The organism is Mycobacterium sp. NPDC050853, assembly GCF_040653875.1.
Lineage (GTDB): Bacteria > Actinomycetota > Actinomycetes > Mycobacteriales > Mycobacteriaceae > Mycobacterium.
In genome coordinates this window covers 173,516-190,952 of the sequence record NZ_JBFAGW010000002.1, presented here as the reverse complement: position 1 = coordinate 190,952, position 17,437 = coordinate 173,516, and the positions used below count along the sequence as shown (strand labels likewise).

Sequence of the window (17,437 nt, the reverse complement as noted above, 5' to 3'; positions counted from 1 at the left end):
GGCACTGGCCAGGCAGTAGGAATTGTCTCGACAGGTGTCAAGTTTCGCGCCTACGGGCACGCCCTCGTCAAGGTCAGCGGTGCGAAAGTGTAATAATCGGTACTGAGAGTGACAGAAAACTCCGCTGAATGGTGGCGTACGTACCGCCACCGCCGGAGTTCGTCGTGAAAGGTAGGTCACCGGTGGGCGACGGAGCCGTATCGGAGAAGCTGGAAAAGGTCGTCATCCGGTTTGCTGGAGACTCGGGCGACGGTATGCAGCTCACCGGAGACCGATTTACCTCCGAGGCCGCGGTCTTCGGTAATGACCTCGCCACACAGCCCAATTACCCCGCCGAAATCCGCGCCCCACAGGGCACGCTGCCCGGTGTTTCGTCCTTCCAGATTCAGATTGCCGACTACGACATCCTCACCGCGGGCGACAGGCCCGACGTACTGGTGGCGATGAACCCGGCGGCTCTCAAGGCCAACATCGGCGATCTGCCGCGCGGCGGCATGGTGATCGCCAACTCCGATGAGTTCACCAAGCGGAACCTGGCCAAGGTCGACTACCAGTCCGATCCGCTCGAGCACGACGATATGTCGGACTATGTGGTGTATCAGGTCCCGATGACCACTTTGGCGCTCGGTGCCGTCGAGCCCGCCGGAGTCTCGAAGAAAGACGGCGCACGCACCAAGAACATGTTCGCGTTGGGGCTGCTGTCCTGGATGTACCACCGTCCCTTGGAGGGCACCGAACAGTTCCTGCGGGAGAAGTTCGCGAAGAAGCCCGATGTGGCCGAGGCCAACATCTTGGCCTTCCGGGCCGGCTGGAACTACGGCGAGACCACCGAAGCCTTCGGAACCACCTACGAGGTGGCCAAGGCTTCGCTTCCGCCTGGCGAGTACCGGCAGGTTTCGGGTAACACGGCGTTGTCCTACGGCGTTGTCGCCGCGGGACAGCTTGCGAAAACCCAGGTGGTGCTCGGTACCTACCCGATCACCCCGGCATCCGACATCCTGCACGAGCTGAGCAAGCTCAAGCATTTCGGCGTGCTGAGCTTCCAGGCCGAGGATGAGATCGCTGGAATCGGTGCGGCCCTTGGGGCTTCGTTCGGTGGCGCCCTGGGCGTCACCAGCACCTCCGGCCCCGGTGTGGCGCTCAAGAGCGAGGCGGTGGGGCTGGCGGTCATGACTGAACTGCCGCTTCTGGTGATCGACGTGCAGCGCGGCGGACCGTCGACGGGTCTGCCCACCAAGACCGAGCAGGCCGATCTTCTACAGGCCCTCTACGGGCGCAACGGTGAGTCACCCATCGCGGTGCTGGCACCGCGGTCGCCCTCGGACTGCTTCGATGTCGCCGTCGAGGCGGTGCGTATCGCGCTCACCTACCGGACCCCGGTGATGATCCTGTCCGATGGAGCAATCGCCAATGGCTCTGAGCCGTGGGCCATTCCGGATATCGCGAGCTACCCGGCGATCGAGCACACATTCGCCACACCGGACCAGGACTTCGCGCCCTACAACCGCGATCCCGAGACACTGGCCCGCCAGTTCGCCGTGCCCGGCACCCCCGGGCTGGAGCACCGTATCGGCGGCCTGGAGAAGGCCAACGGTTCGGGCAACATTTCCTACGACCCGGCCAACCACGACCTCATGGTGCGGTTGCGCCAGCTCAAGATCGACGGAATCACCGTGCCGGACTTGGAGGTTGACGATCCGAGCGGCGGTGCCGAACTGCTCATGGTCGGGTGGGGCAGCTCGTACGGCCCCATCGGCGAGGCATGCCGGCGCGCCCGCCGGAAGGGCCTCAAGGTGGCCCATGCCCACCTGCGTCACCTCAACCCGTTCCCGCAGAACCTGGGTGAGGTACTACGCAAATACCCGAAGGTCGTTGCGCCGGAGATGAACCTTGGACAGCTCTCGCTACTGCTGCGCGGCAAGTTCCTGGTGGATGTGCAATCGGTGACGAAGGTGCAGGGTATGGCCTTCCTCGCCGACGAGGTCGAAGAAATCATCGATGCGGCCCTGGACGGGTCACTCGCCGAAAAGGAAAGTCAGAAGGCTGTACTCGCGCGCGAATCAGCGGTGGCCGTAGGGGATCGAGCATGACCGACGTTTTGAACGGAACCGACAGCGTGAACGGTCTCACCGGTGTGGATCTTGGCCTGAGCGCCAATGCGCTGGTGCCCACCAGCGACGAGCAGCTGAAGTCGAAGGACTTCACCTCCGATCAGGAGGTGCGCTGGTGCCCCGGATGCGGTGACTACGTCATCCTCAACACCATCCGAGGCTTCCTGCCCGAGCTTGGTCTCAAGCGCGAGAACATCGTGTTCATCAGCGGCATCGGTTGCTCCAGCCGGTTCCCCTACTACCTCGATACCTACGGCATGCACTCGATTCACGGGCGTGCCCCGGCCATCGCAACCGGCCTGGCGCTGGCTCGCGAGGACCTGTCGGTGTGGGTGGTGACGGGTGATGGTGACGCGCTGTCCATCGGCGGCAACCACCTGATCCACACCCTGCGCCGCAACGTGAACCTGACAATCCTGTTGTTCAACAACCGGATCTACGGCCTCACCAAGGGGCAGTACTCGCCCACCTCGGAGACCGGCAAGGTCACCAAGTCGACGCCCATGGGCTCGCTGGACTACCCCTTCAACCCGGTGTCGTTGGCGCTGGGCGCCGAGGCCACCTTCGTCGGCCGAGCACTGGACTCGGACAAGAAGGGCCTGTCGGAGGTGCTGCGTGCCGCGGCCGCGCACCGTGGTTCGGCGCTTGTCGAGATCCTGCAGGACTGCCCGATCTTCAACGACGGGTCCTTCGACCTGTTGCGCAAGGAAGGCTTCGAGCAGCGCGTTATCAATGTGAGCCACGGCCAGCCGATCACTTTCGGCGCCGAGGGTGAACTCTGTGTCGTCCGTTCCGGTTTCAGCCTTGAAGTGGCTAAGACTGCGGATGTGAAGGCCGAGGATATCGTGGTGCACGACGCGTATTCGGATGATCCCGCCTACGCCTTCGCACTGTCACGGTTGTCCGAACAGGATCTTGAATACACCGTGATGGGTGTGTTCCGCAGCGTGCAGCGGCCGAGCTATGACGATATGGCTCGGGAGCAGCTGGCCGTCGCTGCGGCGGCCAAGCCGAGCGACACCGCCGCGTTGCAGGCGCTGTTGACCGGTCGCGACACCTGGACCGTCGGCTAGCTAGAACTTCTAGCTGACCCTGTCCCCGGGCTCGCTCGTCGAGTGTGGGGGTAGGTCGCGAAACGGGCGGGATGCGTCCGTAACCCACAGTCGGCGATGCTATGCGCGATAGCGCCGATGGGGTCCGCCGGCTGGCTGGAAAGTCTTTGGTGGCACCGGCTTTGGTGTCTAAGTGGGGCACCGTCAGGTGCCCCGTGTCGGGCGCGTACCTCACTCACATCTCACTTAGGTGGATTGTGTGCGCCTGCGATGGCGCTTGCTGACGTCACTCGCTGCGGTAACGAATTCGTAGACACCCCTTGGCTTTTGGTCAATCCCTTGGGTATTGGGAATATATGATTTCCTTTCTGTTGTCTACATTTGTGGCAATTGGCAAATTGAGTTACTTGTGATACCAATGTGAATAGAGTTAATTTGTCAATTAGCCACGCCGCATGTTGTTGAAGTTTCTATCGTGACGCGTGTGATTTGCTGAATCGTGGCGCGGCTCACAATATTGCCGTGATCTGACTCACTTGTGCCAGCTAGAGCGCACTCTGGGCCAACCTGAGAATTTCGTAAGTGACCTGCGGTTAGTCGCTAAAGATTCCCTCCGTGATTGTTTTGTTATTGGTTTGGGATGTGCGTGTCGTGGGATGACTTTCGCTGAGTCCTTCCGTACGGTCCGACGGGTCAACAAATCGGAGCAAAACTCCGAACCGTGAACCCTGTAAGTAAATGGGGACAGGAACGCCAGTAGGTAGTTCCTGGCCGCCGGCGAGATGAGCCGGTGAGGCAACAGCCGCCTCCCTTGTCGCGCCCGACCGAGACGGCGCGATCCGACGAAGATGTCCACCTCGCCTGTAGGTGTGCCAGAGCCCGCTGCGGTTATCCGCAAGCGGGTGGTGGTCGGTGCGTGCCCGGCGAGAGGAACGACATGAATTACATCCGCAAAACGCTCACCACGGCGGCCATCACCGGCGCGCTCGTCGCGGCTCCGATGGCGCTGGCTGGAACAGCGAGTGCGGATCCGGTCAACTGGGATGCCATCGCTAACTGCGAGTCCGGTGGCAACTGGGGAATCAACACCGGAAACGGCTATTACGGCGGCCTGCAGTTCAACATGGGCACCTGGCGCTCCAACGGCGGCGCCGGCTCACCGCACCTCGCTTCGCGCGAGGAGCAGATCCGGATCGCGGAGAACGTGCTGTCCCGTCAGGGGATCGGCGCATGGCCGGTCTGCGGACGGCGCGGCTAAGCCGTAGAACCACCTCAACGAGCCACCAAGGGCATGGCACACCTCGACCGGTGAACCTACCCCTTGGTGGCTTGTTGGCATCTGTGCGTACCTTTCCCGTATGAACGCACTCGCGGCGGTGGTGCTCACCGGGGGAGCCTCGCGCCGCATGGGCCGCGACAAGGCGACCATCCGCTGGGGCGGGGAGAGCCTGGCGGAACGCATCGTGCGAACAGTGAGCTCACGCTGTGCGCCGGTGATCGTGGTGCGCGCGCCGCATCAGGACATGGGTGATCTCGGAGGGAGTTCAGACACGGTCGTCGTCGACGACCCGAAGCCGGGGCAGGGGCCGCTGGTGGCGCTGGGACAGGGCTTGCGGGCCGCCGCGGAACGGGGAGCACTCAGAGCCTTTGTCTGTGCCGTCGACATGCCGTTGCTTGCCTCGGCGCTCATCGATGAACTCGCCACCGGCGGTGGCCGCATCACCCTCGCCACTGCGGACGGCCGGGATCACTACCTGGCGGCCGTGTATGACACGGACCTATGCGACACCATTGATGAGTTGACGTCCACCGGGGAGCGACGGCTCGGCTCGCTTTTCGAGAGCGTTGGTGCGCAACGAATTTCGATATCCAACCCGAAATGGGTCGCCAACGTGAACACGGAGGCGGAGCTGGCTGCGTTGCCACCTCTACCCTGACAGAGTGGCGCATTCGCATACCCATTCCCACACGATGCCGACGGGCCCCGCCCCTTTCGGCTCCACCGCCGCCCGGACCGTGGTGGGTCTCCTCGGTGTGATGGGGATTGCGGTCCTCGTCGGCCTCGTTGTGTTGTGGCCGGAGCACCGCACGGTGGATATACCGCAGCCGTATCAGAATGCCCATGGCGGTGCGGTCACCACAGAATCGGGCCAGGTGGTAGCGACGCGTATCGGTGAGTGCGGCAGCCCCTCCACCGGGCAGGTGCTCACCGCTGACCCGGTGCCGGGTCAGACACCTGAGTCGACGTGCTCGCTCGACCTCATCGCCATCACCTCCGGCCCCAACTCGGGCGCCAAGACTCAGCTGGAATTCACGGCCGGTGGCGGGCAGCCGACTCTCGCTGCCGGAGAAGATATTCGGATCACCAGGCAGGTCGACGCGCAGGGCGCCACCACCTACAGCTTCTATGACTACGAACGCGCGTGGCCGCTTGCGGCGGTAGCCGCAGCCTTCGCGATCGTCATCTGCCTGGTGGCGCGCTGGCGCGGATTACGGGCATTGGTGGGCATCGTGGTGGCGTTCATGGTGCTCGCCGTGTTCCTGCTTCCGGCAGTGCGTGACGGCGGCCCCGCGTTGCCGCTGGCGCTGGTGGCGTCGGGCTTGATCCTGTTCGTGGTCATCTACCTTGCTCACGGTGTGAGCATGCGCACCAGTGCGGCGCTATTGGGCACCCTCACGGCGATGCTGTTCGCGGCCGGACTGTCTTGGGCCGTCATCGGGCTGACACATCTGACCGGCCTATCGGACGAGCAGAACAACGAAGTCGCCGCGTACATGGGTGGGGTGTCGATCTCCGGGTTGTTGCTCGCCGGGTTCATCATCGGATCGCTCGGCGTTCTCAACGACGTGACGGTCACGCAGGCCTCAACGGTCTTCGAACTGGCAGAGCTCGGCGACGGCTCGACGCGACGCGACATTTTCCTGGGCGCCATGCGGGTGGGGCGCGATCACATCGCCAGCACGGTGTACACGCTGGTGCTGGCGTATGCCGGGAACTCGCTGCCGCTCCTGCTGTTGTTCAGCGTCGCCAATCGATCCCTGGGTGACGTACTGACTAGCGAGGGAGTGGCGATCGAGATCGCCAGATCCGCGGTGGGTGGCATCGCCCTGGTGCTGTCGGTTCCGTTGACGACTGCGATCGCAGCGGCGTTGGCGACACCAGGCAAGCGGGCCTAGCCGAAGGCGGGCAAGCGGCCCTAACCGAAGGCGCAGAACTCGTTTCCGTCCGGGTCGGTGAGCACAGTCCAGCGGATATCGGTATCGGGGCCGCGGAGCGCGCGGGCGCCGTCGTGCACCAACTCGGCGGCATCGGCACGTACATCCCAGTGCCAGCGGTTCTTGACCACACGCTCATCGGCAACCGGAACGAACTTCCAGATCAGGTCACCCCATCCGGCGCCGTCGCGCAGCCACCGCGGCGCCCCGTCGGAGCCGGGTATCAGTGTGCCGCCGACGAGGCCCTGCCACCACCGGGCGATCTCGACCGGATTGTCGCTATCGGTGCACACTGCGAATAGCCGTGCAGGCGTATCACTTTCGAGTTGCGGATCGAGAAAGGCGCAGAACTCGTTGCCCTCGATGTCCGCCAGTACGGCCCGGTTCGGCCCATACTCCGCCACCACCGTCGCGCCCAGCGCGATGAGGTCCTCGGCGCCACGTGCGTATACATCGAAATGCACACGGTTCTTGACGGCTTTGGGCTCCGGGACGCGATTGACCCAGATATCGACATCCTTGCCGCGCCGGATCAGCGCTTCGCCTGCCTCGTCGACATCGACCTCACCCCCGATGGCCGCGGCCCAGAACTTGGCGACGGGCACGGGCAGCATCGCGTCGATGCAGAAGTCCTTGAGACTGGCACTGGGCATGGGAATCGACACAGGCGAATCCTATGGGCGAACGGTTATGTCACACGCGTCATATCCGGAGATGCCCCGTAGCTGGCGCCAGAACACGGCTGCGGGTATCCGAGCCGATGCTCGGGTCAGCAGTCCGCTCAACACGGCGGGGCGCGCATAGGTCGCGTGACCGATGTGACGGCTCCGATTGACCACTGTGCGGGTGCGGGATTTGCGCTGGCGCGCGTATTCACGGAAAGCGCTTGGCAGAGAGGATCGTTCGGATACTGCCACGCCGAGCACTGCGGCGTCCTCAAGGGACTGGCATCCGCCCTGGCCCAAGTGTGGTCGCATCGGGTGCGCCGCGTCGCCCACCAGCACGACCCTCCCGCCGGTGATTCGGCGCAGGCGCCCGCGGTCGAAGATATCGCCGCGGAGCACCGACGACTCGTCGCTCTGCTTCAGCAGGTCCGGGATCGGGTCGGCCCAATCGCTGAACTTTCTTGCCAGGTAGTCGATTTCGCCGTTGGACGCGCGTTGTGCTTCGAGGGATCGTTCGCCGGCGAACCAGTATGTACGGCCGCCGGGCATCGGCAGATGGCCGAATTCGATGCCCGGTCCCAGGGTGATCCCGGCCAGCTCCTCGGAGACCGCCATGTCGGCGATACCGCGCCATGCGGTGTACCCGGAGTATCGGAACGCGAGTGGTCCATTGAGATATTGCGCTGCGAGCGATCCGATCCCGTCGGCACCGATGACCGCGGAGGCGGTGAGTGCCTCGCCGTCGGCCAGCTCGACGGAGGTCCCGTGAAGCCCGTCGCGAACTCTGGCCACGCGAGCGCCGTAGCGGACGGTCCCCGGCGTGAGCCGGCCCGCCAGAATCGCCAGGAGTTGATTGCGTTCGGTGACCGCGACGGGCTCGCCGATTGCCCTGGTGAGCTGTCCGTTCGGAGGTTCTCGGAGTATTCGCCCGTCCCGCCAGCGCATCATGCCCGCCTCCACCCGCGCGCTCGCATCACGCACGTCGTCACCGACACCGAGGGCGTCGCATGCCGCTAATGCGTTGGGCCATAAGGTAATCGCGTAGCCTGTGGAGGTGCCATCTCGATCGTCGAGAACCACGACATCGCGCCCGGACTGCTGTAACGCGACTGCGGTGGCAAGACCGGCGATCCCGGCGCCAACCACGACGATGTGGCCGCTCATGGTTCGACGGTATGGGCGGACCCCACAGGGGTAAAGGGTCTGGGTCTGTGATGTTCGGCATTCGTTTACTCGGGGCTGATCTGCTTGGCTAAGGTTCACCAAACCCAGACATCTAGGAGGAGACCCATGGCCACACTCGAAGAGCTACTTAACGAGATTCCGACCGATCAGATCGCCGCGAAGCTCGGAGTCGACAACGAGACGGCCGAGAAGGCGATCAAGTCAGTGGTGCCGCTCCTGGTGGGCGGTCTGCAGGCCAACGCCGACGACCCGGACAAGGCCGCTGATCTGCAGGCCAATGTCAGCAGCGCGCCGAGCACCCTCCTTGACGGCGGTGTGAATGTCGACGATGTCGATCAGAGCGCAGGCAACGCGGTCGTTGCTTCGTTGTTCGGTGACAACAATGCCGACGACGTAGCCGCCAAGCTGTCCGGCGCCGGAGCCGGCAGCAGCGACTTGATCAAGCAGCTGCTGCCGATCCTTGCGCCGATCGTGCTTGCCTTCGTCGCCAAGAAGCTCACCGGTGGAGGCGCGCAGGCTGCTCCCGCCGAGGCGCCCGCGGCCAGCGGCGGCGGTATTGGCGACATCCTGGGCAACATCCTCGGCAGCGCCGTCGGTGGCGGGGCAGCCTCCGGTGGTAACAACCCGCTGGGCAGCATCCTGGGCAGCGTCCTCAGCAGCAAGGGCGGCAGCGACGCCCTGGGGAGCATTCTGGGCGGCCTGCTCGGCGGCAAGAAGTAACCGCGCAGCCTCACGCGGAACCACCCGGCGCCTCACGGGCCGGGTGGTTTCGTCGCGTTATAGCCCATCCGGTCTGACGAATATGGCGTCAGCGCGGCGTTCGGGCCGGATTCCCGCGGTGGGGTCACACTCGGCGCGTGAAATGCCGTGGACCGGCAACCCTAGAATCTGATGGGTGACCCAAACCCCTGACACGAACGCCGCCAGCTCCCTGCCCACCTCGTGGGACCCGGGAGCGGTAGAGGCGGACCTGTATCAGGGCTGGGTCGACGCCGGATACTTCACCGCCGATCCGTCCAGCGACAAGCCGGGCTACTCGATCGTGCTGCCACCGCCGAATGTCACCGGCAGCCTGCACATGGGACACGCGCTCGACCACACCCTGATGGACGCGCTGACCCGCCGCAAACGCATGCAGGGCTACGAGGTGCTCTGGCTGCCCGGTATGGACCATGCCGGTATCGCCACTCAGAGCGTGGTGGAGAAGCAGCTGGCCGCCGACGGCAAGACCAAAGAGGAGTTCGGCCGCGAGCTGTTCATCGAGAAGGTGTGGGACTGGAAACGTGAGTCCGGCGGCGCCATCGGTGGGCAGATGCGCCGCCTCGGTGACGGCGTCGACTGGAGCCGTGACCGCTTCACCATGGACGAGGGCCTGTCCCGCGCGGTGCGCACCATCTTCAAGAAGTTGTTCGACGCCGGGCTGATCTACCGCGCCGAACGGTTGGTCAACTGGTCACCGGAACTGAAGACCGCCATCTCCGACCTCGAGGTCAAATACGAGGAGGTCGAGGGCGAGCTGGTCTCGTTCCGGTACGGCTCCCTGGACGACAACGAACCGCATCTGGTGGTGGCCACCACCCGCCTGGAAACGATGCTGGGGGATACCGCCATCGCGGTGCATCCCGACGACGATCGATACAGTGCGCTAATCGGTCAGACGCTGGCGCACCCGTTCCAGGACCGCAGCATCCCGATCGTCGCCGACACTCACGTCGACCCCGAATTCGGCACCGGCGCCGTCAAGGTCACTCCAGCGCATGACCCGAATGACTTCGAGATCGGGCTGCGACACAAGCTGCCGATGCCGACGATCATGGATATCCACGGCCGGATCTGGAACAGCGGAACTCAGTTCGACGGCATGGACCGGTTCGAGGCGCGGGTCAAGGTGCGCGAGGCGCTGGCCGAGCAGGGGCGCATCGTCGCCGAGAAGCGCCCCTACCTGCACAGTGTCGGTCATTCCGAGCGTTCGGGCGAGCCCATCGAGCCGCGGTTATCCCTGCAGTGGTGGGTCAAGGTCGAGTCGCTGGCCAAGGCCGCCGGTGATGCGGTTCGCAATGGCGACACCGTCATTCACCCAGCCAGCCTGGAGCCGCGTTGGTTCGCATGGGTCGACAATATGCACGACTGGTGCATCTCCCGTCAGCTGTGGTGGGGCCACCGCATCCCGATCTGGCACGGCCCTAACGGGGAGATCGTGTGTCTCGGTCCCGACGAGACCGCCCCCGAGGGCTACGAGCAGGACCCGGATGTGTTGGACACCTGGTTCTCCTCGGCGCTGTGGCCGTTCTCAACGATGGGCTGGCCCGATGCCACCCCGGAGCTGGAGAAGTTCTATCCCACAAGCGTTCTGGTCACCGGGTACGACATTCTGTTCTTCTGGGTGGCGCGGATGATGATGTTCGGCACGTTCGTGGCTGGGGATCCCGCATTGGGCGACGCCCGCGTCCCATTCCAGAACGTCTTCCTGCACGGCCTGATCCGTGATCAGTTCGGCCAGAAGATGAGCAAGTCCAAGGGCAACGGTATTGATCCGCTGGACTGGGTGGAAGGGTTTGGCGCCGACGCATTGCGCTTCACGCTCGCCCGGGGCGCCAGCCCGGGTGGTGACCTATCCGTCGGCGAGGATGCCGCCCGCGCCTCACGTAACTTCACCACGAAGTTGTTCAACGCCACCCGATTCGCGTTGATGAACGGTGCCGCGCTGGGCGAACTTTCCGCCGCCGATCTCACCGATGCCGACCGGTGGATCCTGGGCCGCCTCGAACAGGTGCGGGCAGAGGTGGATGTCGCACTGGATCGCTACGAGTTCAGCGTGGCCTGCGAGGCGCTGTATCACTTCGCGTGGGACGAGTTCTGTGACTGGTACCTGGAATTGGCAAAGGTGCAGATGGCCGAGAAGCCGGAGGGCACCCGCATTGTGCTGGCGACGGTATTGGACGCCTTGCTGCGGCTGTTGCATCCGGTGATTCCGTTCGTCACCGAGGTGTTGTGGAAGGCGGTCACCGGCCAGGAGTCGGTGGTCATCGCGGCCTGGCCGACCGCCTCGGGTATCGAATTGGATAACGCTGCGGTGCAGCGTATTGCCGATATGCAGAAGCTGGTGACGGAAGTTCGGCGATTCCGCAGCGATCAGGGCTTGGGTGACCGCCAGAAGGTCGCGGCCCGTCTGGCCGGTGTCTCCGAGGCGGGACTGGACGGACAGCTTGCCGCGGTGACCTCCCTGGCCTGGCTGACCCCTGCCGAGGAAGGTTTCAGCCCGACGGCTTCGGTGGAGGTGCGGCTGTCCGGCGCCACCGTGACCGTCGAGGTGGACACCTCCGGCACCGTCGACGTCGAGGCTGAGCGTCGGCGATTGGAGAAGGATCTGGCCGCCGCACGTAAGGAACTCGACGGCACTACAAGCAAGTTGGGCAATGATGCGTTCTTGGCTAAGGCGCCCGACGCCGTGGTTGAGAAGATTCGTGGCCGCCAGCAGTTGGCCACCGAGGAGGTCGAGCGGATCACCGCCCGCCTCGGCGGGTTGGTGTAACCAGTCATGAATCCAGAACCCTCGCCCGACGAGATCGCCGCTCTGCTGCAGATCGAATATCTGCTCGACCAACGGTGGCCGGAAACCAAGATCGAACCGTCGACCGACCGCATTGTCGCCCTGATGGAACTGCTGGGTTCGCCCCAGCGCGCATATCCGGCCATTCACGTCGCCGGCACCAACGGCAAGACCTCGGTGACGCGGATGATCGACGCGCTGTTGACGGCGCTGCACCGGCGCACGGGACGCACCACCAGTCCGCATCTGCAATCGGCAGTTGAGCGCATCGCCATTGACGGCCAACCGATCTCGCCGGCGAGTTACGTCGAGATCTACGCCGAGATCGAACCGTTCGTGGAGTTGGTGGACAAGCAGTCGCAGGAGCAGGGCGGGCCCGCGATGAGCAAGTTCGAGGTGCTGACCGCCATGGCCTTCGTCGCGTTCGCGGACGCGCCTGTCGACATCGCGGTCGTGGAGGTCGGGCTCGGCGGCCGGTGGGATGCCACCAATATCATCGACGCCCCGGTCGCCGTCATCACGCCGATCGGTATCGACCATGTCGAATTCCTGGGGTCGGACATTGCGACAATTGCCTCGGAAAAGGCCGGAATCATCAAGCGGCACAAGCTTGATGGAATGACGGGCGAGGCCGGTTCCGATACAGTTGCCGTCATCGCACAGCAGACGCCCGAGGCGATGGAGGTGCTGCTGAGCCAGACCGTCGAGGCCGACGCCGCGGTCGCACGGGAAGGCTCGGAGTTCTCGGTGTTGTCCCGTCAGGTCGCCGTCGGCGGGCAAATGCTCGAACTACAAGGTCTCGGTGGGGCGTACTCGGAGGTCTTTCTGCCCCTGCACGGTGAGCATCAGGCGCATAACGCGGCGCTCGCGCTCGCCGCGGTGGAGGCATTCTTCGGTGCGGGTGCCGAACGACAACTCGATATCGATGCAGTGCGCGCGGGATTCGCGTCTGTGATCGTGCCCGGACGGCTGGAGCGAGTGCGCAGCGCTCCCGCCGTCTTCCTGGATGCCGCCCATAACCCGCACGGTGCCGCCGCGTTGGCCGACACCTTGCAATCAGAATTCGACTTCCGGCGTCTTGTCGGCGTCATCAGCGTGATGGCTGACAAGGACGTCGCCGGAATTCTTGCCGCGCTCGAACCGGCATTCGACGAGATCGTGGTGACGCACAACGGTTCTCCCCGCGCGTTGGGTGCCGATCAACTGGCAGAACTGGCCCTGGAAATCTTCGGCGAGGACCGCGTCGTCGTCGCACCCACACTGCTCGATGCGATCGAAACCGCCACCGCGATGGTGGAGGAAGCGGCTGAAGACGGGGGAGCGGAAGGCTTTTCGGGCACCGGAATCGTCATCACCGGATCGGTCGTCACCGCGGGTGCAGCACGGACACTGTTCGGAAAGGACCCAGAGTGAGCACCGAGAGCGAAGAGGGGGAGACCCAACCGCCGCCACCGGATCCCTGGCGGGGTTTCCGCGGGGTGATGGCAGGCACGCTCATCCTGGAGTCGATCGTGGTGCTGCTGGCTATCCCGGTGGTGAAGATGGTCGGTGGCGGGCTGACAACGTTGTCGTTGACCTACCTCATCGCGGTCGCCGCGGTGATGATCCTGCTCTCGGGCAGACAGGGCCGGTCGTGGGCATTGCAGGCCAACCTGACACTCCAGGTGGTTCTCGTTGCGGGATTCTTCGTCCACGCCGCGATCGGCTTCGTCGGGCTGCTGTTCCTCGGCGTCTGGCTGCTGATCTGGTACATGCGCAATCAGGTCCGTGACCGTCAGAGCCGCGGGGAGCTCCCGGGTCAGCGATGAGCCGCTTGCGCGAAGAGGGTCTGATCGGATGAGCCGCTTGCGCGAAGAGCATCGGGTAACAGCACACCTCTACCGACCAGTAGGCTGTCGCCCGTGACTGAGCGGACGCTGGTTTTGATCAAGCCCGATGGTGTGCAACGGGGACTTGTCGGTGAGGTGCTGAATCGGATTGAGCGTAAGGGCCTGACGCTGGTCGCCCTCGAGCTCAAGAACGTCGGCGAGCCACTGGCCCGGGCGCATTACGCCGAGCATGAGGACAAGCCGTTCTTCGGCTCGCTGCTCGACTTCATCACCTCGGGACCCGTGGTGGCGGCAGTGCTGGAGGGGCCGCGGGCGATTCCCGCCTTCCGCCAGATTGCCGGCGGCACCGATCCCGTGGAGAAGGCCGCAACCGGCAGCATCCGCGGGGACTTCGCATTGGAGACCCAAGAGAACCTGGTGCACGGATCCGATTCACCCGAGTCGGCGGCGCGCGAGATCGCGCTCTGGTTCCCCGCGCTCTGACACCTAGCCCACTTGACCTATTTGGGGCTCCGGGAATCGCACAGGTTCACCGCTTGGTGCCTGCCATCTGATTCGTATGGGATACTAGGTGTGGGCTACGGCACTTCGACCCCAATAGGGGCCGGCCGGCATCCCGAATGACGGCACGACGAGCGCGGTTGCGCGACTGAACGACACCGCAGCGCGTCACGCCATCATTCCAGCCAGGCACTGAGTGGGTTCGCGTCGCGGATCGCTCGGAGCGAGACCACCACAAACCCGGACCTAGCCCGGGTACATAGAGAGAAAGCCCTCGCGTGGCCGCGTCTAGTGACGCGCCCGGGGGCTTGAGGAGAATAAGTGGCCGACTTTGAGCTACCAGAAGACCTACACACCAGCACTCCAGAAGGGGACCAGGCCGCGCAAACGCCGGACACCCCGCAAGCCCCTGCTGAGCAGGGAGAACTACCCGAGAAGCTGAGGGTGCACTCCCTTGCGCGTGTCCTCGGCACCTCCACCCGCCGCGTGCTCGACGCTCTGTCCAAACTGGACGGGCGCGCCCGCAGCCCCCACTCGAACGTCGACAAGCAGGACGCCGCGAAGGTGCGCGAGGTGCTCGCCGATGAGGCCGAACAAGTTCCTGTGCAACCGACCTTGGAGGCGGCCCCGGAACCGACTGCGGAACCAGCGCCGGTAGCCGTCGAGGACCCGGCCCAGGATCCCGATGCACCGGCGACCGCGCCGACCCTTGTCGCGGAGGTGACGGCCATCGAGGCCGCCGCGGTACCGGCACAGGCGACATCAGGTCCCACCGCATATGACTACGGTCCGCTCTTCGTGGCACCGCAGGCTCCGGAGCCCCAGGAGCGTCCCGCACCGGTCCGCGCTGAGAGCACCGAGGACGCCGACGAAGACTCCATCGACACGGATGACCCCGAAGCTGAAGCCGATGAGGACGGTGACCGTCCCGCGCGTCGCAGGCGTCGGGGACGCCGCGGCCGGGGGCGTGGTCGAGGCGAGCAGGCAGGTGCCGACGAGGCAGAGGAATCTGATGCCGAGGGTGGCGAGGTCACCGACGGTGAGGACGCGCCCGAGAATGCCGATGACGCTGCCGATTCATCGGACGGCGATGAGACGAGCGCCGAAGACGGCGACTCTCCCGAGGGCGCCAGCCGGCGTCGGCGTCGGCGTCGTCGCCGCAAGGCTGGAACCGGTGACGATGCCGAGGGCACGTCGGATGACGATCCGCCAAACACCGTTGTGCACGAGCGCAAGCCGCGTGCCGAGCGAAGCGATGAGATTCAGGGCATCTCCGGGTCAACCCGTCTGGAGGCCAAGCGTCAGCGCCGCCGCGACGGACGCGATGCCGGACGGCGCCGCCCACCGATCCTGACCGAGGCTGAGTTCCTGGCCCGACGCGAGGCCGTCGACCGGGTGATGGTGGTACGGGACAAGACCCGCACCGAGCCGCCGCATGAGGGCGCTCGGTACACGCAGATCGCCGTCCTGGAGGACGGTGTGCTCGTCGAACACTTCGTGACATCGGCGGCTTCTGCTTCTTTGGTGGGGAACATCTACCTCGGCGTCGTGCAGAACGTGTTGCCCTCCATGGAAGCCGCGTTCGTCGACATCGGCCGTGGTCGCAACGGTGTGCTGTACGCCGGTGAGGTCAACTGGGACGCCGCCGGTCTCGGCGGTTCGAACCGCAAGATCGAACAGGCTCTCAAGTCCGGCGACTATGTCCTTGTCCAGGTCAGCAAGGACCCGGTGGGACATAAGGGCGCCCGGCTTACCACCCAGATCTCACTGGCGGGCCGCTATCTGGTGTACGTGCCGGGTGCGTCGTCGACCGGCATCAGCCGCAAGCTCCCCGACACCGAGCGTCAGCGTCTCAAGGAGATCTTGCGGGAAATCATCCCGTCGGATGCCGGTGTCATCATCCGCACCGCCTCAGAAGGCGTGCGGGAAGAGGAGATCCGGGCCGACGTGCAGCGACTGCAGGAGCAGTGGCAGGGGATCGAGCAGCGTTCCGCCGATCTCTCAGCTAAGGCATCCGGTGCTGCGATGGCTCTCTACGAGGAGCCCGACGTGCTGGTCAAGGTGGTCCGTGACCTGTTCAACGAGGACTTCTCCAAGCTCATCGTCGAGGGTGACACCGCCTGGGACACCATCGACGAGTATGTGAAAAATGTTGCCCCCGATCTTCTTTCGCGGATCGGACGGTACGACGGCGAACAAGGTCCGGATGTGTTCGCGGTGCACCGCATCGACGAACAGCTGGCCAAGGCGCTCGACCGCAAGGTGTGGTTGCCCTCGGGCGGAACTCTCGTCATCGACCGCACGGAGGCCATGACGGTTGTCGACGTCAACACCGGGAAGTTCACCGGTGCCGGCGGCAACCTGGAAGAGACCGTCACCCGCAACAACCTGGAAGCTGCCGAGGAGACCGTGCGGCAGCTGCGCTTGCGCGACGTCGGCGGAATCATCGTCATCGACTTCATCGACATGGTGCTGGAATCCAACCGGGACCTGGTGTTGCGCAGGCTGACCGAGGCGTTGGGCCGGGACCGCACCCGCCACCAGGTATCTGAGGTCACGTCGCTGGGATTGGTGCAGCTGACCCGCAAGAAGCTCGGCACGGGCCTGATTGAGGCGTTCTCGTCGAACTGCACCCACTGCGCCGGCCGTGGAATCGTGCTGCACGTCGACCCCGTCGACAACGCCAGCGCCGCGCCCAGTACTGCCAAGAAGACCGAAACCGGGAGGCGCGCCAAGCGCTCCCGCAAGGGCAAGGCCGACGAGGTGGTGGTGGCGCACACACCACCTCACCCGCAGGGCGACCACCCGATGTTCCGGGCGATGGCGGCGGCGAATGATCACCCCGAGGACGAGGATTCCGACGACGACGATGTGGACCGCGACGAACTGGAGCTGATCGCTTCGGAGGATGCGGATGCCGCCGATGACGTGTCGCAGGACATCGCCGAGGACACCCTCACCCCAGGCGACGAGGTTTCCGAGCCTGAGTCCGTGCCCGCCGACGGTGGCGTCACGCAGGAAACCGAGGCCGAAAGTGCGCCTGAGGTTACTGTCGACGAATCCGAGGCGAGCCCCGTAACCCCGGAACCTGCCGCTAAGGCGCCTACGCGGCCCCGACGGAGGCGTTCGGCCGCTCGCGCCGCGGGGCCTCCGGTAGATCACGAGACCGGATAGCCCCAACTAAGGGTGTCAGTTTGACCCTTAGCCCGCTGGTCACGTAGCCTTGAGCAGTTGTCACGAGGCTTCCGGCCCGCGACATGCGGCCTAGTGGAAGAACTTGAGCGGGCCCACCCACGATCCAGATGCGTCAGCCGACCTGGTTGCGCGC

At 64.8% G+C, this 17,437-nt stretch carries 12 protein-coding genes and 1 pseudogene; 11 read left to right on the top strand and 2 right to left on the bottom strand.

All coding sequences use genetic code 11. From position 1 onward, the window contains the following. The first annotated feature begins 128 nt into the window (after window positions 1-128). The 5 genes and pseudogenes from AB0H22_RS09200 to AB0H22_RS09180 all read left to right on the top strand — a co-directional run bounded on the left by AB0H22_RS09200 (window position 129) and on the right by AB0H22_RS09180 (window position 6,340). Complete coding sequence (locus tag AB0H22_RS09200; protein ID WP_180751749.1) at window positions 129-2,090, top strand: 2-oxoacid:acceptor oxidoreductase subunit alpha; 1,962 nt, start codon at window positions 129-131, stop codon at window positions 2,088-2,090. Further along, complete coding sequence (locus AB0H22_RS09195; protein WP_180751750.1) at window positions 2,087-3,184, top strand: 2-oxoacid:ferredoxin oxidoreductase subunit beta; 1,098 nt, start codon at window positions 2,087-2,089, stop codon at window positions 3,182-3,184. Before AB0H22_RS09200 ends, AB0H22_RS09195 begins: the two co-directional genes overlap by 4 nt. A 1,012-nt stretch (window positions 3,185-4,196) precedes the next feature. Next, window positions 4,197-4,421: pseudogene (locus tag AB0H22_RS09190) on the top strand (transglycosylase family protein); the annotation flags it as partial. A 100-nt stretch (window positions 4,422-4,521) separates the two neighbouring features. Beyond that, a complete protein-coding gene (gene mobA, locus AB0H22_RS09185) occupies window positions 4,522-5,100 on the top strand; it encodes a molybdenum cofactor guanylyltransferase (protein ID WP_358146409.1) in 579 nt (192 codons plus the stop codon). Window positions 5,101-5,104: 4 nt separating this feature from the next. Beyond that, the gene (locus AB0H22_RS09180) at window positions 5,105-6,340 is read left to right on the top strand and encodes a YibE/F family protein (protein ID WP_180751753.1); all 1,236 of its coding nucleotides are present in this window, start codon (window positions 5,105-5,107) and stop codon (window positions 6,338-6,340) included. Between the two features lie 20 nt (window positions 6,341-6,360). Here AB0H22_RS09180 and AB0H22_RS09175 read toward each other — a convergent pair whose 3' ends face one another. Together AB0H22_RS09175 and AB0H22_RS09170 are read right to left on the bottom strand one after the other, a co-directional pair. Further along, the gene (locus AB0H22_RS09175; protein WP_358146698.1) at window positions 6,361-7,032 is read right to left on the bottom strand and encodes a VOC family protein; all 672 of its coding nucleotides are present in this window, start codon (window positions 7,030-7,032) and stop codon (window positions 6,361-6,363) included. 21 nt (window positions 7,033-7,053) lie between these two features. Further along, the gene (locus AB0H22_RS09170) at window positions 7,054-8,208 is read right to left on the bottom strand and encodes an FAD-dependent oxidoreductase (protein ID WP_358146408.1); all 1,155 of its coding nucleotides are present in this window, start codon (window positions 8,206-8,208) and stop codon (window positions 7,054-7,056) included. A 126-nt stretch (window positions 8,209-8,334) separates the two neighbouring features. Between AB0H22_RS09170 and AB0H22_RS09165 the strand changes: the two genes are divergently transcribed. From AB0H22_RS09165 to AB0H22_RS09140, 6 genes are all read left to right on the top strand, one after another. Next, a complete protein-coding gene (locus tag AB0H22_RS09165) occupies window positions 8,335-8,949 on the top strand; it encodes a DUF937 domain-containing protein (protein ID WP_358146407.1) in 615 nt (204 codons plus the stop codon). A gap of 175 nt (window positions 8,950-9,124) precedes the next feature. Further along, entirely contained in the window at window positions 9,125-11,761 is a 2,637-nt protein-coding gene (locus AB0H22_RS09160) for a valine--tRNA ligase (protein ID WP_358146406.1), read from the top strand. Window positions 11,762-11,767: 6 nt separating this feature from the next. Continuing rightward, window positions 11,768-13,192 carry a folylpolyglutamate synthase/dihydrofolate synthase family protein gene (locus AB0H22_RS09155; protein ID WP_180751757.1) on the top strand — a complete coding sequence of 475 codons (1,425 nt, stop codon included), beginning with the start codon at window positions 11,768-11,770 and terminating at the stop codon, window positions 13,190-13,192. Between the two features lie 68 nt (window positions 13,193-13,260). Next, a complete protein-coding gene (locus AB0H22_RS09150; protein ID WP_180751916.1) occupies window positions 13,261-13,587 on the top strand; it encodes a DUF4233 domain-containing protein in 327 nt (108 codons plus the stop codon). 93 nt (window positions 13,588-13,680) lie between these two features. Next, complete coding sequence (gene ndk, locus AB0H22_RS09145; RefSeq protein ID WP_180751758.1) at window positions 13,681-14,091, top strand: nucleoside-diphosphate kinase; 411 nt, start codon at window positions 13,681-13,683, stop codon at window positions 14,089-14,091. 504 nt (window positions 14,092-14,595) lie between these two features. Next, complete coding sequence (locus tag AB0H22_RS09140) at window positions 14,596-17,283, top strand: Rne/Rng family ribonuclease (protein ID WP_358146697.1); 2,688 nt, start codon at window positions 14,596-14,598, stop codon at window positions 17,281-17,283. The last annotated feature ends 154 nt before the right edge of the window (window positions 17,284-17,437 follow it).

What these genes read in the sequence shown, in the direction of transcription:
- AB0H22_RS09200 (WP_180751749.1), top strand. Translation starts at nt 129, where the DNA reads ATGGTGGCGTACGTACCGCCACCGCCGGAGTTCGTCGTGAAAGGTAGG.
- AB0H22_RS09195 (WP_180751750.1), top strand. Translation starts at nt 2,087, where the DNA reads ATGACCGACGTTTTGAACGGAACCGACAGCGTGAACGGTCTCACCGGT.
- AB0H22_RS09170 (WP_358146408.1), bottom strand. Translation starts at nt 8,208, where the DNA reads ATGAGCGGCCACATCGTCGTGGTTGGCGCCGGGATCGCCGGTCTTGCC.
- AB0H22_RS09150 (WP_180751916.1), top strand. Translation starts at nt 13,261, where the DNA reads ATGGCAGGCACGCTCATCCTGGAGTCGATCGTGGTGCTGCTGGCTATC.
- AB0H22_RS09175 (WP_358146698.1), bottom strand. Translation starts at nt 7,032, where the DNA reads ATGCCCAGTGCCAGTCTCAAGGACTTCTGCATCGACGCGATGCTGCCC.
- AB0H22_RS09165 (WP_358146407.1), top strand. Translation starts at nt 8,335, where the DNA reads ATGGCCACACTCGAAGAGCTACTTAACGAGATTCCGACCGATCAGATC.
- AB0H22_RS09155 (WP_180751757.1), top strand. Translation starts at nt 11,768, where the DNA reads ATGAATCCAGAACCCTCGCCCGACGAGATCGCCGCTCTGCTGCAGATC.
- mobA (WP_358146409.1), top strand. Translation starts at nt 4,522, where the DNA reads ATGAACGCACTCGCGGCGGTGGTGCTCACCGGGGGAGCCTCGCGCCGC.